The following is a 15,257-nucleotide window of genomic DNA, read 5'->3' as shown; positions in this document are numbered from 1 at the left end:
TCTGCACGTTTGCCACAGTGCTACCGAGCGTCGAGAGGCGACGGGATGAACGTGCAGAAGTCAGCCGAGGCCGTAGTAAGTGGCGAATAAACCCGTCACCAAGGGCCGAACAAGTTATGCCGCCAGTAGGCGTCAAAGTCTCGTTGAATACCGAAATGCAGAAATTTCTCCAAGAGAAGACTGTTACTCCGAGTCCCGGACAGTATCCGAGGATGACGGCTGACAGCGCACAGGTATCGGCGGCGTCTGTGACGTGGACGAACGCGGAGCCGGACACGCTGATGGAGCAGGTGCTTGTACCGGCCAACCTTAGGCGTGCGTATCAAGGCGGCCCGCTCTCGCCGTTGCTGTCGAACATCCTGCTCAACGAACTCGACCGCGAACTGGAACGGCGAGGCCATCGCTTCGTGCGTTATGCCGACGACGCGAACATCTATGTGCGCAGTCAGCGAGCTGGCACGCGGGTGATGGCCGGTGTTGAGCGTTTCCTGAATCAGCGCCTGAAACTGACGCTGAACCGGGAAAAGAGCCACGTAGCACGGCCTTGGGTCTGCGACTATCTGGGTTATGGGATGAGCTGGCATCAGCAACCGAGGCTGAGAGTGGCGACGATGAGTCTGGGTCGCTTGCACGACCGGTTAAGAGACCTGCTGCGCGGGGCGCGGGGCCACAAGATGGCGAATGTCATCGAACGAATAAACCCTGTGCTGCGCGGGTGGGCAGGCTATTTCAAGCTCAGTCAGAGCAAACGGCCACTTGAGGAAATTGACGGCTGGGTACGACGCAAACTTCGCTGCGTCGTCTGGCGTCAATGGAAGCGGCCCTCAACGAGGGCACGTAACTTGATGCGCCTGGGGCTTAGCGAAGCTCGCACCTGCAAATCAGCCTTCAATGGCCGAGGCCCATGGTGGAGCTCGGGAGCATCTCATATGAATCAGGCGCTGCCGAAGAAGCTATGGGATCAACTTGGGTTGGTCTCGGTACTGGATACGATAAACCGGCTTAGCCGCATAGCTTGAACCGCCGTATACGGATCCGTACGTACGGTGGTGTGAGAGGACGGCGGATGTAAATCCGCCTCCTACTCGATCCGTTAAAACACGAGCATATAAAAAACGCCCGATACCTCTAAGTGTTGAGGTTAATCGAGCGTTATAAATCCCTCTGACAGCAGCATAGCTGCTAGCCGCCTCGTTTACGACACTCTCCAGCCACAGTGTACCTAATTGTATTTAGCTGTCCTTTTGAATCTTCATAGGTCATTGCGGCGGGCACCACTGCGCAGACTTTTGCAGGCCGCACCACACTGATAACCTTCACAACATCCACCTTCATCCCGTACTCGTATTCTTTCGACACAGGGGCGCTTTTCCCCTGGCTAATTGCATACTGCTCCATGGCTTTAGCATTCGCCACCATCATCTTTTCAAAGGCTTTGTCTCCTCCCCCTTCCGCCAGTACGAGAGAGGATAACGTCAGAGCTCCAGCGAAAGTAATAATACTCATGAACTTCATATTTAGTACCTCATATATTAACTGTTACAAGGATATCAATTCGAACATTGCGATGGCGTGGCGGCTAGGTTACGAATGTGTAATAAAGCCGTAAAAAAAACCGCCGCCGGAAACCGGAAGCGGTTTTTTATACGCAGTACTACTACATTTTACCTGTCTCATCTTTAGCATCACTTGAAACCACGGGAACGCTCTTCCCTTCTCTAGCAACATATGCCTCCATTGCCACATCTCGCGCCGCCATCATTTTTTCGAAGGTTCTGTCCCCCCCACCTTCGGCTAAAGCAACTGAAGAAAGGATTAAAGCACCCGCAAGAGCGCAGATTTGAGCAATTTTCATACTGACACCTCATATAGTTAACGCTAGTAGGGTATCAATTCGAACCTATCAACACGGTGGCGCCAAGATTACAGATTCGTTATGTAGCTCACATAAAAAAGCCCACTATCGAATCTCGATAGTGGGCTTTTAAAACTAAAGAATTATACGGCTTCTATTTTATCGTCTTCGTCTTCGGCTTCTTCCTCGTCTCGGCGGTGCGCCCATTGATAAAGCGCAGGCAATATCAGCAGGGTCAACGCAGTTGAGGATAGGATGCCCCCGATCACCACGGTAGCCAGGGGTCTCTGGACCTCTGCCCCCGTTCCGGTGGCCAGTGCCATCGGAATAAAGCCAAGAGAGGCCACCAGAGCTGTCATCAACACTGGGCGCAACCGGGTAAGAGCCCCTTCATTGATTGCGGAACTCAACGAATGTCCTTCCTCCCGAAGATTGCGGATGAACGCAATCATCACCAGACCATTCAGCACCGCCACGCCCGACAACGCGATGAAACCAACACCTGCCGAGATCGACAGCGGGATGTCTCGGAGCCATAAAGCCATGACTCCCCCCGTCAACGCGAATGGAATACCGGTGAACACCAATAGGCCATCCTTGAGGTTGTTGAACATCATGAACAAGAGTGCGAACACCAAGAGCAGGGCCACCGGGACTACAATCTGTAGTCGCTTGGCAGCGGATTGGAGCTGCTCGAACTGTCCTCCCCAGTTGGTCCAGTAACCGGCCGGGATCTGCACTTCTTTATCAATGGCGCTACTGGCCTCCTGTACAAATGAGCCGATATCACGCCCACGCACGTTGGCGCTGACGATCACCAGACGTTTGCCGTTTTCACGACTGACCTGGTTAGGTCCCAACACTAGATCGAGGCTAGCCACCTCTGAAAGAGCAATAAACCCGATCTGATCGGCATTGGTGTTAAGCAGCGCCGGTACCGGGATTAGCAGTGTGGACAATCCCTCGAGATCCTTACGCATGGCGTCGGATAAACGCACCACCATGTCGAATCGGCGGTCTCCCTCATACATCGTACCGGCTTGACGACCACCGACCGCCACCGCAATGGTGTCTTGTACGTCGCCAACGTTCAGTCCGTAACGGGCGGCTTTGTCACGGTCGATGTTGATGGTCAGTACCGGCAGTCCCGACGTTTGCTCGACTTTGACCTCGGAGGCACCATTGATCTTCTGCATGGACGCGGCAATTTTTGCAGCGGTGCTGTTAAGCACCGCCATGTCATCACCGAAGACCTTCACTGCCACATCACTGCGTACGCCTGAAATCAGCTCGTTAAAACGCAATTGAATAGGCTGAGAAAGCTCATAGTTGCTTCCGGGCATGGCGGCTGTAGCTTTTTGGATATCGGCTATCAACGCCTCCCTGGATTTATTCGGATCAGGCCATTGATTCTTCGGCTTGAGCATCACGTAGCTGTCAGAGATGTTTGGTGGCATTGGGTCTGAGGCAATTTCTGCTGTACCAGTACGAGCAAACATCCGCTTGACCTCCGGTACCTTTGCTAACACAAGTCTTTCCAGACGTTGCTGCATTTCTACCGATTGCGTCAGGCTGGTACCTGGTACACGCAGTGCTTGCAACGCGAAATCCCCTTCACTGAGGCTCGGCACAAACTCGCTGCCCATTCGACTGGCGACCACACCGCACACCGCGATAACGGCTAGTGCTATGGCGAATGCCATTGATCGATGGCCCATGACCCATTCTAGCGCTGGCGCATACACCCGACGGGCGCTACGCATGATGATGTTCTCTTCTTCCTTGACCTTACCGGTGACGAACATCGCAATCGCCGCCGGGACAAAGGTCACCGACAACAGCATCGCGCCGAGCAAGGCAATCACCACAGTAAACGCCATCGGATGAAACATTTTTCCTTCGACGCCGGTGAGGGCAAAAATCGGTAGGTACACGACCATGATGATCAACTGGCCGAAAATCAGCGGTCGGCGTGCTTCCTTGGCCGCCGCGAACACTTCGTGAAAGCGTTCGGAGCGGGTGAGGATGCGTCCGTGGTGTTGCTGTGCATGGGCCAGACGACGGATGGCGTTTTCGACAATGACCACCGCGCCATCAACGATGATGCCAAAGTCCAACGCTCCGAGGCTCATCAGGTTGGCGCTGACCTTGTTGGTAAACATGCCAGTGAATGTGAATAGCATCGCGAGCGGGATCACCATGGCAGTAATCAGAGCCGCGCGAATGTTGCCAAGGAACAGGAACAGAATCGCGATCACCAGGATCGCACCTTCAATCAAGTTCTTCTTAACGGTGGCAATTGCCTTGTCCACCAAATTGGTACGGTCATAGACGGTGACTGCCACCACCCCTTTTGGCAGTGAGCGGTTGATTTGCTCAAGCTTGCTAGCAACGGCTTGGGCCACGGTGCGGCTATTCTCACCGATCAGCATGAACACTGTGCCGAGCACCACTTCACGACCGTTTTCGGTCGCTGCCCCCGTGCGCAATTCACGGCCGATGTCCACGGTTGCGACGTTCTTGACACGGATGGGCGTACCGTCGACGTTGGCCATGACGATATTGGCGATATCTTCGGTGGTCGCTACTTGGCCAGGTGCGCGAATCAGTAACTGTTCGCCACTGTGCTCGATGTAACCGGCACCGACGTTGGCGTTGTTGCGCTCCAGCGCTGTAACAAGGTCAGTCAGCGTAAGCTTGTAAGCCGCCAAGCGTTTTGGATCGGGCGCAATCTGGTACTCCTTGGCGAACCCGCCAATGGTATTGATTTCGGCGACCCCGGGAACATTGCGCAGCTGAGGCTTGATGATCCAGTCTTGGATCACCCTCAGGTCGGTCGGCGTATAGGGACTGCCGTCCTCCTTGACGGCACCTTCTTCAGCCTCGACCGTCCACAGGAAAATTTCACCCAGACCGGTTGAGATCGGCCCCATGACGGCTTCCACCCCCTCGGGTAGTTGCTCCTTGGCCACCTGCAACCGTTCGTTGACCAATTGTCGGGCGAAGAACAGGTCAGTGCCTTCCTTGAAGATCACTGTGACTTGCGACAAACCCGAGCGTGACAGCGAGCGAGTTTGTTCTAGAGCCGGCAAACCAGCCATTGCAGTTTCGATGGGAAACGTGATGCGCTGCTCGGTTTCCAGTGGTGAAAAACCTGCTGCCCCTGTGTTGATTTGCACCTGGACGTTGGTGATATCGGGAACGGCGTCGATCGGCAGCTTCTGGTAGCTGGCTATACCGAGGCCGGCCATGAGGAGAACCGCGAGCAGCACGATGATGCGCTGCTCGATGGCAAATTGGATCAGGCGTTCGAACATGAGAACCTTCTCGTGGAAGTGGCGGATCAGTGGGCGTGTTCAGCCGAGGCTTTACCCAGTTCTGATTTCAGAATGAAACTGCCGGCAGCGGCGACTTGAACACCGGGCTCCAGGCCCTCCGTGATCTCGACCAGACCCGCCGAACGGCCACCTGTCTCCACTGGCTGAGCTTTAAACCCGTCGTCCGTTCGAACGAAAACAGTTTGCGTGTCCTCGACCGTCTGGATAGCCGCTTCTGGTACTGCGACCTTTGTTTGCCGAGTATCAGTGTCAACCTGCACGGTCACGAATAGCCCGGGACGCCATGCACCTTGTGGATTGGCCAAGGTCACGCGGACCGTGGCTGTACGAGTTTGCTCGCCCAACAAACTGCCGACATAGGCCACGGTTCCAGTGACTTCGGCATTCAGTTCCGACGCACTGACCGTGACCGACTTGCCCACCAGTACCTTGTTTAAATCCTTTGGCGAGACACCAAAGGTCACCCACACACGCGACAAGTCGGAGAGGGTGAAGGCATTAGTGGTTTCGCTGACAACCTCACCGAGGCCCAAGTGTTTCTCAACGACAACCCCGTCAAACGGCGCACGCAATTCATATCGGTTACCCCCGCTGGTGACCGAGCTGCCACTGAGTACGCTGATTTTTTGTCGAGCATTGCTGAGGGCGATTTCGGCTTCTTGCAAAGCCTGGCGGGCTTGCAGGAAATCCTGTTCGGCAGAGATTTTGTCCTGCCATAACTGTCGCTCTCGCTCGTAGGTAGTACGGGCCAACTCAAGACGACGTTGCGCCGCGGCTTGTTCACTACGCTGATCAGAAATTTGTTGGCTGGCGATCACGGCCAGCAACTGGCCTTTTTTCACCGGTTGACCAAGATTGACATGGACCGACTCGACGACACCGGGTACACGGGGCACCACATGTGCAGTGCGGTCTTCATCAAAACGGATTTCTCCAGGAAAGGGCAATGAAAGGCTAATACTCTGCGCCTTGGCTTCGACCAACTGGATGCCGGCTGAGCTGATCTGCTCTTCGCTCAGAGTCAAGTGACCTTCTTCCGCTTCGCCTTCGGCGTGTTCGCCCTCGGCTGATTTTTTGCCAGTAGTTTCATCGCCGTGATCGTCATGGCCTTTGCCCTCCTGAGCCTGAGCCTGAGCCTGAGCCTCGGCTGAGGGCACCGATGGGCTGCCCATCCACAACGAGCCGATGCCTATACCCAACGTCAAGGTCAGTGCAGTGACGAGAATTAGTTTTTTATCCATGGAAACTCCCTGCGCAGCCCAGTCGGCAGTCACGGATTACCGTGGTATTGCGATGCTGAGCAGCGGTAAAAAAAGCGTTATATGAAATTCACGGAGTGCGAGTGAGAAGGGCGACATCTCCGAAAATTCGCTCGATGCGCACCCAGGCGTCTGTCGCCTCGGCGATAGCCTGGATGTATTGCGTGCGGGCGCTAATCAAGGTGCGCTGAGCATCGAGTACGTCGAGGAAGTTAAACTTGCCCATTTCGAAACCTCGGGTAGCGGTGTCGACGGCACTTTTCGCGGCAGGCAGGATGGTTTGATTGAACGACGCGACTTCAGTGTTAGCCGTCATCCACTGATCCAGGGTGGTCTGGATTTCTGTGCGCAGGCGTAACTCACTGGCGTTACGAAGGTCGCGGGCTTGATCGGTACGGCGGGCAGCGGCTAGTACGTTGCCCTGGTTACGGTTAAACAATGGGATGGGCATAGACAGCCCCACGACATTCACCCGCTCGCGCTCGCGCTCGTCGTATTGGCTCCCGATACTCACGGTGAGGTCGGGAATTCGCTGAGCCTTCTCCAGGCCAAGGGAGGCTTCCCGCTGATCTATTTGCAGTTTTGCCAATCGTAGTTCCGCGGTTTCACCTATGCGATTAAGCAGCAGTGACGAATCCGGTACGGTTGGCATCGACCGGCCTGGATCACCCACAGACACGAATGCAGGCAAAGGCGCGCCCATGACCTGAGCGAGTCGCTGGTAGGCACTGGCCTCATCCCGCTCAGCCCGCCTCAGCTCCAGACGCACTTCTGATAGCTGAACCTCTGCGCGAGTACCTTCAACGGGTGAGGATTTACCACTCTTGATGCGACCTTGAGCTACACGCAAACCGCGCTCGGCGAGCTCAAGTGATTGACGTGATAACAGCAGCCTTTGCTGAGCCGTCGAGGAGCTGTAAAACGCCTGAATGACATCGGCACGCAGAACATTGCGTTTGCGGTCCAATTCAATACCGGCCGCGTCTTGAGCTCGACTGGCCACCTCGATCCTAGCCCCGCGCTTACCGCCAAGCTCGATCGGCTGGTTGATCATTACCGTCGTAGTGCGCGAGTTTCGCCGAGTATCTTCAGCCTCCCAGGAAACCTCAGGGTTAGGGATCAACCCTGCCTGCTGTCGCTCTCCCTGAGCAATACCAGTCTCCCATTGAGCGGCCGCCAGATCAGGGTTATTGGCAAAAGCGGTTTCAAGCGCCTGATCCATTGTTAGCATTTGAGCGGTCGCCGCAAACAAAGGACTAGTCAAAAGCGCAAGGATCGAAATGAGACCTGCTCTTAGCATGGTCTTATGCGTGATTGGGTGAGCAATAAACTTTCTACGCCGAAGTAATTCCATCATTCCTTAAAACCTTTAAAACAAAAAGAATTTCCCATGAGGCAAATGTAATTCTCCGCACCTATCAACAAGGTGACTGAAAAATTACAAATACGTTATCCAGCGGAAAAACCTCAATTAATGCATTAGGATGAAGTCAACAAGTGCTCGCACCAAGAAACAACCCGAAACAAAAAAAGGGAGCCGAACCTAGTACTTTAGGAGGTCAAGGAAACATGACGAACCTTGCAAAGCTTTAAAAAGACCATATTGCGAAGAAAATTAAAGATGTAGCCAGAATCGAAACATTTATACAGATTAATAAAGCCCTTAAACCATGTTTAACGAGCATCCAATCATTCCGATACATTTACCAGAGGGTGAAATCCTATGCGAATCCTTGTGATAGAGGACGAGCTGAAGACTGCTGAGTACTTACATCAAGGCCTGACTGAAAGTGGCTATATTGTAGACTGCGCATCGACCGGGGCTGATGGACTCCATCTAGCACGTCAGCAAGCTTATGATCTGGTAATACTAGACGTAAATCTACCTGAAATTGACGGTTGGGACGTTCTTGAAAATATTCGGCAGACTAGTAGCACTCGGGTAATGATGCTGACTGCAAGAGGGCGTCTGGCAGACAAAATCAAAGGATTGGATTTGGGAGCCGATGATTACCTGGTCAAGCCATTTGAATTCCCTGAGTTGCTTGCAAGAGTACGCACTTTAATGCGTCGCAGCGAACATGTTCCAGTTCCAGAGGTATTAAAAGTCGCTGACCTTGAACTTGATCAAGGCAGACATCGCGCATTCCGCGGAAAGCAACGCATAGATCTGACGACAAAGGAGTTCGCGCTGCTTCATCTGTTGATGCGTCAATCAGGAGAGGTGTTATCTCGCACTCAAATTATCTCTTTAGTGTGGGATATGAACTTTGACTGCGACACAAACGTTGTCGAAGTTTCGATACGAAGATTGAGAGCAAAAATAGATGATCCATTTGAAACAAAATTAATACATACCCTTCGTGGCGTAGGCTATGTATTGGAGGCGAGGAAATGAAACCGGTCAGCCTATCGATGCGGCTGGGGTTGACAGTTAGCATTATGGGAGCGGTACTAGTAGTGCTGTTAGCGATACTAGCTTTTTTAGCGCTTACTCACGAACTTGATTCGCGCGCAAAAAATAGCTTAGAGAAGAAGATGAGTCAGATTGAGCACAGTCTACTGATGGATATCAGTACCCGTGACATGAGTTTAAAACCACACGTGCTATTAGATCAAGTGCTGGGACACGACAATCTTAACCTGACCATCTTTGATGATGACAACATGAGTGAACCTCTGCTGAGTTTTGGAGCAGATATACCTGAAGTATCTACGAATCAAGCCGGAACAGCCGCCAGTAATAAGCTGTCGTACTACTCCCCAGCCGAAGAGTCCGGAATCCACATCCTCACCGCCTCTAAGCTCATGAAATTAAAGGATGGTGAGTTCGTATCGGTCCTACTGTCTATTGATCGCTCGAATGATGAAACGCTATTGAGCGCCTACCTGAGTTCGACCATTGTAGCGGTTCCACTGTTGCTGATTCTGATTGGTTTCAGCGCCTGGGCTATTGTGCAACGAGGCTTATCCCCCCTCCGGGAATTCCGGAAAGTTGCAGCAATGGTGTCGGCCCAGGATTTAAGTCATCGACTCTCAGTTGTCAAGATGCCCCAAGAACTCAGTGAGCTTGCTCACGGTATAAACTTCATGCTGCACCGTCTTGACGGCGGAGTTCAACAACTATCGCAATTTTCTGATGACTTGGCGCATGAGCTGCGGTCACCGATTACGAACCTTATGGGGAAAGCTCAGGTAACACTTTCTCGAGAACGCCCGGCAAAAGAGTACAAGGCTGTTTTAGAGTCATGCACCGAGGAACTAGGACGAATCACCAGAATTGTTTCAGACATGCTTTTCTTGGCCCAAGTAAGTCATCCGGCTGCACTCGTGCCGTTTGAAAGCATTTTACTAGAGGATGAAGCGCTAAAAGTCATCGACCTTTTTTCTCTATCGGCTGAGGAAAAGAGCGTTGGTATAACTGTCAGCGGATGGGGCAAAGTTTTAGGTGATCGACTCATGATTCAACGGGCTATTTCCAATCTTTTATCAAATGCCATTCGTCACTGCCCAGCAGGGCAGTCCATTGCTATAGCGATTGAAACGCAAACTGAAAAAGTCTCACTATCAATAAGTAATCCTGGGGTAGGAATTGAGCACCAGCACTTGTTCCATATTTTCGATCGTTTCTATCGTGTAGATAACAGTCGCTCACGAGCTGAAGGTGGTACTGGATTAGGGTTGGCCATTGTCCGATCCATCATGAGTCTTCACCAAGGAACGGCAGAGGTCAAAAGTATGTCGGGTCATCCGACAGTCTTTCGACTTACATTTCCAAAATATAATGCGTAAAGTAAACTAATAGACCACAAATCGGGGAAGTGTTTTTAGTAAGACTTTAACTAAAATCAAAACAAATAGAAAACAACCTAAGAGTGCGACTCCGAAATCCTTAGAGCATAGATAGGGTGGGATATTTGCACATAACAAAGCGAGATCAACTCCCCTTGGTACATCCTGCCACTCCTCCCCAACGCGTGCGGCATTAAATTGACTGCCTGTACCGTAACACTTCGAAACGATTGCCTATAGATATCAGCCGAGCGGAGCTTGGCTTCAGACTGAAATAAATGTAAGAGAACCGCGCTTTAACACACCTGCGACATATGGTCGCAAATACTTTTATTGTAAAAGCTCTTCCTCCTGTTGACCCTGTAGCAGCTTCAGGCTTGATACTGGACACTTGAGCAATGCGCGGTTTTGAGATCTTTATGATCGAATAGTTCTACATCATTTCTTAGTCGGGCATTTAAGTAAACTTCGAAATTTCATTATTCAATTCATATTACATAGGGCGGCACTACCATGCGAATGCTTGTAGTTGAGGATGAGCTTAAAACTGCCGAATACCTGCATCAGGGTTTGACTGAAAGCGGCTATATAGTAGATCGGGCGGTGAATGGCACGGATGGACTTCACCTTGCGCGTCAACAAACCTACGACTTGGTAATACTTGACGTCGATCTACCACAACTTGATGGCTGGGGTGTACTTGAGCAACTGCGCCAAAGCAGTAACACCCGGGTCATGATGCTGACCGCTCGCGGGCGCCTGGCGGACAAGATCCGCGGCCTCGACCTGGGGGCTGATGACTATCTGGTCAAGCCATTCGAGTTTCCAGAACTGCTGGCCCGGGTACGAACCTTGATGCGTCGCAGCGAACACGTTCCCGTCCCGCAGGTCTTGAAGGTCGCTGACCTGGAACTCGACCAGGGCCGCCATCGGGCCTTCCGGGGCGAACAGCGCATCGACCTGACGACCAAGGAGTTTGCCTTGCTGCACCTGTTGATGCGTCAGTCGGGTGAGGTGCTTTCCCGTACCCAGATCATTTCATTGGTCTGGGACATGAACTTCGACTGCGACACCAATGTGGTCGAGGTTTCCATCCGCCGCCTGAGGGCCAAAATTGATGATCCTTTTGACAACAAGCTAATCCATACCCTGCGCGGCGTTGGCTACGTGCTGGAGGCCCGGGAATGAAGTCGGCAAGCCTGTCGACGCGGTTGGGTTTAGCGGTGAGTATCCTGGGCGCATTGTTGGTGTTATTTCTGGCGGTTCTTGCATTCATCGCGCTAACGCATGAGTTAGATAAACTGTCAAAAGACAGCCTGAGCGAGAAAATGCGGCAAATCGAGCACAGTCTTTCGCTGTATGAAAAACCTGTCGACATCAAAATCAAACCGCACGTATTGCTGGATCAGGTGATGGGGCATGACAACCTGAACCTTACCATTTATGACCTGAAGAATATGAGGACGCCGCTCTTAAAGTCCGGCTCTGGCTTGAAGGACCCCAGGGTGGAGTTGAAGGCGGCAGGGTCTGCCACCGTCAATGTGTCGTACTCCCCAAGCATCGATGATCAGGGCCGGCACTTCCTGACTGCGTCCAGACTTATCCGCTTACCGAACGGTACGAATATCGCCGTATTGCTGTCGATTGATTGCGTCAACAATGAAGCGCTGCTCAGCACATATCTAAGCTCGACGATCATAGCGTTGCCACTGCTGCTGCTTCTTATCGGCATCAGTGCCTGGGCAGTGGTAAAACGGGAGCTCGCGCCGCTGCAGGAGTTTCGCAAGGTGGCCGCCATGATCTCTGCTCAGGACCTCAGTCACCGACTCTCGGTGGTCAAGATGCCACAGGAGCTCAGTGAACTGGCCCGTGGCATCAACTTTATGCTGCACCGACTCGACAGCGATGTTCAGCAGTTGTCGCAGTTCTCCGATGACCTGGCCCACGAACTGCGATCGCCCATTGCCAACCTGATGGGCAAGGCCCAGGTGACGCTGTCCCGGGAGCGGCCTATTGAGGAGTACAAAGCAGTCTTGGAGTCCTCCACCGAAGAGCTTGGGCGCGTAACCCGGATTGTCTCGGACATGCTTTTCCTAGCGCAGGTCAGTAATCCCGCTGCGCTGGTCCCGTTTGAGACCATTGCGCTGGAGGATGAAGCCTCGAAGGTCATCGATCTGTTTTCCCTGTCGGCGGAAGAGAAACATGTCAGCTTGAGCGTTACGGGCAGTGGGTCGACCATTGGTGATCGGCTGATGATTCAGCGGGCAATTTCCAACCTGATGTCCAACGCAATACGCCATTGTCCAGCAGGCCAAGCCATCTCAATCACCATCGAAGTCCATGCCACAGAAGTCTCGCTACTTGTAGCCAACCCAGGCGCAGGTATTGAACCTCAACATCTGCCGCACTTATTCGATCGCTTTTATCGAGTCGACACCCATCATTCTCGCACTGAAGGCAGTACCGGGCTTGGTTTGGCCATTGTGAAATCGATCATGAGTCTGCATCAGGGAGTGGCAGAGGCTAAAAGCTCCCCCGGTAATATCACGATCTTCAAGCTCGGTTTTCCAAACATCCATGGACAAGCCAGCTGGTGACACCAACCATTGAAAAAACAGCCCTTATTCACGTCATCCGTTCATTCGTGCGTGTTACGACACACACCCATAATTTGGTATTCAATAGTGTGAAGCTTTCCAGCTGAGTCCTCATAGGTCATTCGAAAAGGTACAATGTTGCAAGAGCGAATTGGTGGGGTCGTACTCACCACTTTTGCGATATCAAGCTTCATTCCATCACGATATTTCTGAACTTCCGGAGCTGTCTTGCCTTTTTGGGCTGCGTAGGCTGCCTTTTTTTTCTGATTTGCTTCCATGGCGTTGTCGTTGCGATCACCACGGCTTTCAGCGAATGTTATCGAAGACAATGATAGCGTCAGCGCAACAGCACTTAATTTTAAGCGCTCATCGCAGAGTCTCTTTGAAGTGGTTACAAAGCTGTTAAACTTACGTAAGTTTAACGAGATAAACCTTTCTGACTCATTTTAGAAAAATTACTTATTTGTAATTTCCACCCGTTAGCCTCAAAAGCTTAGTGAGGTATCAAAATCAGCCAGGCGCAGTACCGTCCCACCCAGGAGCCATTGGGGAATCCTATAAAACTGACTATTAGAGCAAATATTTGTGCATTCTGAATTTAAATTGAATGTCGATTATTTCACACAATTTCAAAATTCGAAGGATTAAGAGGGCTCATTGATCACGCGTTTCGAGAACATATCCAGCACCACGCAAGGTATGGATTAGCTTCTTGTCAAAAGGGTCATCAATCTTAGCCCGAAGCCTTCTCATTGCTACTTCAACAACATTGGTGTCGCAATCAGCATTCAGCCCCCAGACAGAGGACATGATTTGCTTGCGTGACAGCGTCGTACCAGTCTGGCGCATCAAGAGGTGTAGCAAGGCGAACTCCTTGTTGGTCAGTTCAATCCGCTGCTTGGCGCGACAGGTACGGTGTCTGCCCAGATCGAGTTCCAGGTCGCCGACACACAGCACATCGGGCAATGCCGACAATTCAGTGCGACGCATCAGAGTACGTACTCGGGCCAACAGTTCTGGAAACTCAATTGGTTTGACCATGTAATCGTCGGCGCCTAGGTCGAACCCTTTGATTTTGTCCTCCAGACTACCTTTAACGGTAAGTATCATGATAGGCGCAATAATGACCTTGCGAATGCTTACAAGTAGACCCCAATCGTCACGTTGCGGTAGGTTCGCGTCGAGCACTACAAGATCATAAGCCTGTTGGGATACTAAGCGTAAGCCATCGATTCCGCTGGCGACGCAATCAACGACGAATCCGCTTTCAGTCAGCCCCTGATGTAAATAATGGGCGGTTTTCAGCTCGTCTTCTATTATCAAAATACGCATTTTTCATAAAATCTCGATACTAAATAATAAAACTTCCTTATACGCGCACAGATAACTTCACTCACCAACCCATTCCAACATATTTGCATTGATCGATTTTAGTCAGTAAGAATTTATCACGCATTATCGAGGCTCCGCTACGCAATCGACGTAAAACATACAAACCTCCACACTAAATAGATCTTAGACTAATTGTCCGCAGCAGATGGGCTTATAACAAATTTGTAATTCTTCAGTCATCCTTCTGATAACTGCTCAACAGTACATTGAGTGTGCAAAAAATCTACGCGTCATAGGATCCTGCGGACGGGGCGACTTCTGATCGAATCCAGACACCTGAAATCGATGCCCGCAGTTTTTTTAGACCATCAAATATTTATTAGTGAACAAAGAAACAATGCGCTTTGGGGGCGTAAATCTCGTTATGCGATCTCGCATTAGAAAAATGTTGTGGGCGGCAGGTCCACTGTCTCGTGTTTCGTCGTTGATGACGGCGTCGCGACAGGAAGCCCACGTCGAGGCTAGGACAAAACCCCAAACCGCATTACTCAATAACCCAAGCCCCGTAGATGTCCAGTGGGATATCCAAACTGTCCAAACGGGGCACCAACAGACTGATTTGATCCCTAATCCAGTACTAATGGATGCCAAAGCCTTCCGCGAAAATTCGAACACCACCAACGTAAAGCTCCGTCGGACGCCGAAAGTGTGCGTCATGCGTGCACAGCAAGGTCTGATTTCAGTTCAGAGTTCGCAATGTCTGGCGGAACGAGGATGACCAGCATCCGGAAGCGGTTGACCCTGGTGGACGCTTCAACACCGATTTTGTCCTTCGGCCGCAAACTAAAAAGTATTTCGTCGGCGGCCAGCCGCACCTATCAGTCTCGTGATCTGCACAACGTCACCAAGCTACGCCTGCGGTACGAAATCCGCCTCGCTGTAGACAAGCGCTCGACGGCCAACAGAGCAACAAAGTCTACGCGGCCCCGCACCCAGTATTTCGCTTCAGCACAACTACTGGTGTTCAAGGACGAATCGAGCAGATCTACAGCCACGTCGCTTACTTGGGGGGGCACCTCATGAA

At 51.7% G+C, this 15,257-nt stretch carries 13 protein-coding genes; 6 read left to right on the top strand and 7 right to left on the bottom strand.

The genetic code is table 11. From position 1 onward, the window contains the following. Window positions 1-116 precede the first annotated feature (116 nt). Complete coding sequence (locus B723_RS05080; protein ID WP_031319199.1) at window positions 117-1,019, top strand: group II intron maturase-specific domain-containing protein; 903 nt, start codon at window positions 117-119, stop codon at window positions 1,017-1,019. Window positions 1,020-1,182: 163 nt separating this feature from the next. On the opposite strand, the gene B723_RS05075 is transcribed toward B723_RS05080, so the two are convergent. From B723_RS05075 to B723_RS05055, 5 genes are all read right to left on the bottom strand, one after another. Further along, window positions 1,183-1,515, bottom strand: coding sequence for a DUF2790 domain-containing protein (locus B723_RS05075; RefSeq protein ID WP_017341680.1), 333 nt, complete (start codon window positions 1,513-1,515; stop codon window positions 1,183-1,185). Between the two features lie 142 nt (window positions 1,516-1,657). After that, on the bottom strand, window positions 1,658-1,855 hold the full coding sequence (locus B723_RS05070; RefSeq protein ID WP_017341679.1) for a co-regulatory protein PtrA N-terminal domain-containing protein: 198 nt from the start codon (window positions 1,853-1,855) through the stop codon (window positions 1,658-1,660). A gap of 143 nt (window positions 1,856-1,998) precedes the next feature. Continuing rightward, window positions 1,999-5,172 (bottom strand): CusA/CzcA family heavy metal efflux RND transporter, encoded by a 3,174-nt coding sequence (locus B723_RS05065; RefSeq protein ID WP_017341678.1) that lies wholly within the window; start codon window positions 5,170-5,172, stop codon window positions 1,999-2,001. A 26-nt stretch (window positions 5,173-5,198) separates the two neighbouring features. Continuing rightward, complete coding sequence (locus B723_RS05060; protein WP_017341677.1) at window positions 5,199-6,434, bottom strand: efflux RND transporter periplasmic adaptor subunit; 1,236 nt, start codon at window positions 6,432-6,434, stop codon at window positions 5,199-5,201. A gap of 88 nt (window positions 6,435-6,522) precedes the next feature. Beyond that, entirely contained in the window at window positions 6,523-7,809 is a 1,287-nt protein-coding gene (locus tag B723_RS05055; RefSeq protein WP_017341676.1) for a TolC family protein, read from the bottom strand. Between the two features lie 366 nt (window positions 7,810-8,175). Here B723_RS05055 and B723_RS05050 point away from each other — a divergent pair, with 366 nt between their 5' ends. The 4 genes from B723_RS05050 to B723_RS05035 all read left to right on the top strand — a co-directional run bounded on the left by B723_RS05050 (window position 8,176) and on the right by B723_RS05035 (window position 12,841). Beyond that, window positions 8,176-8,850 (top strand): heavy metal response regulator transcription factor, encoded by a 675-nt coding sequence (locus B723_RS05050; RefSeq protein WP_017341675.1) that lies wholly within the window; start codon window positions 8,176-8,178, stop codon window positions 8,848-8,850. After that, window positions 8,847-10,244 (top strand): heavy metal sensor histidine kinase, encoded by a 1,398-nt coding sequence (locus tag B723_RS05045; protein WP_017341674.1) that lies wholly within the window; start codon window positions 8,847-8,849, stop codon window positions 10,242-10,244. Before B723_RS05050 ends, B723_RS05045 begins: the two co-directional genes overlap by 4 nt. Window positions 10,245-10,757: 513 nt before the next feature. Then, a complete protein-coding gene (locus B723_RS05040) occupies window positions 10,758-11,432 on the top strand; it encodes a heavy metal response regulator transcription factor (RefSeq protein ID WP_017341673.1) in 675 nt (224 codons plus the stop codon). Next, the gene (locus tag B723_RS05035; protein ID WP_017341672.1) at window positions 11,429-12,841 is read left to right on the top strand and encodes a heavy metal sensor histidine kinase; all 1,413 of its coding nucleotides are present in this window, start codon (window positions 11,429-11,431) and stop codon (window positions 12,839-12,841) included. The genes B723_RS05040 and B723_RS05035 overlap by 4 nt, the downstream gene beginning before the upstream one ends. 41 nt (window positions 12,842-12,882) lie before the next feature. Here B723_RS05035 and B723_RS31935 read toward each other — a convergent pair whose 3' ends face one another. Further along, window positions 12,883-13,182 carry a DUF2790 domain-containing protein gene (locus B723_RS31935; RefSeq protein WP_031319196.1) on the bottom strand — a complete coding sequence of 100 codons (300 nt, stop codon included), beginning with the start codon at window positions 13,180-13,182 and terminating at the stop codon, window positions 12,883-12,885. Between the two features lie 313 nt (window positions 13,183-13,495). After that, window positions 13,496-14,173, bottom strand: coding sequence for a heavy metal response regulator transcription factor (locus B723_RS05030; RefSeq protein WP_017341670.1), 678 nt, complete (start codon window positions 14,171-14,173; stop codon window positions 13,496-13,498). A gap of 774 nt (window positions 14,174-14,947) precedes the next feature. Between B723_RS05030 and B723_RS32840 the strand changes: the two genes are divergently transcribed. Continuing rightward, entirely contained in the window at window positions 14,948-15,256 is a 309-nt protein-coding gene (locus tag B723_RS32840) for a hypothetical protein (RefSeq protein ID WP_130205470.1), read from the top strand. Window position 15,257 lies beyond the last annotated feature (1 nt).

Source organism: Pseudomonas fluorescens NCIMB 11764 (assembly GCF_000293885.2).
GTDB lineage: Bacteria > Pseudomonadota > Gammaproteobacteria > Pseudomonadales > Pseudomonadaceae > Aquipseudomonas > Aquipseudomonas fluorescens_B.
This window is presented reverse-complemented; position numbering and strand designations above follow the sequence as displayed.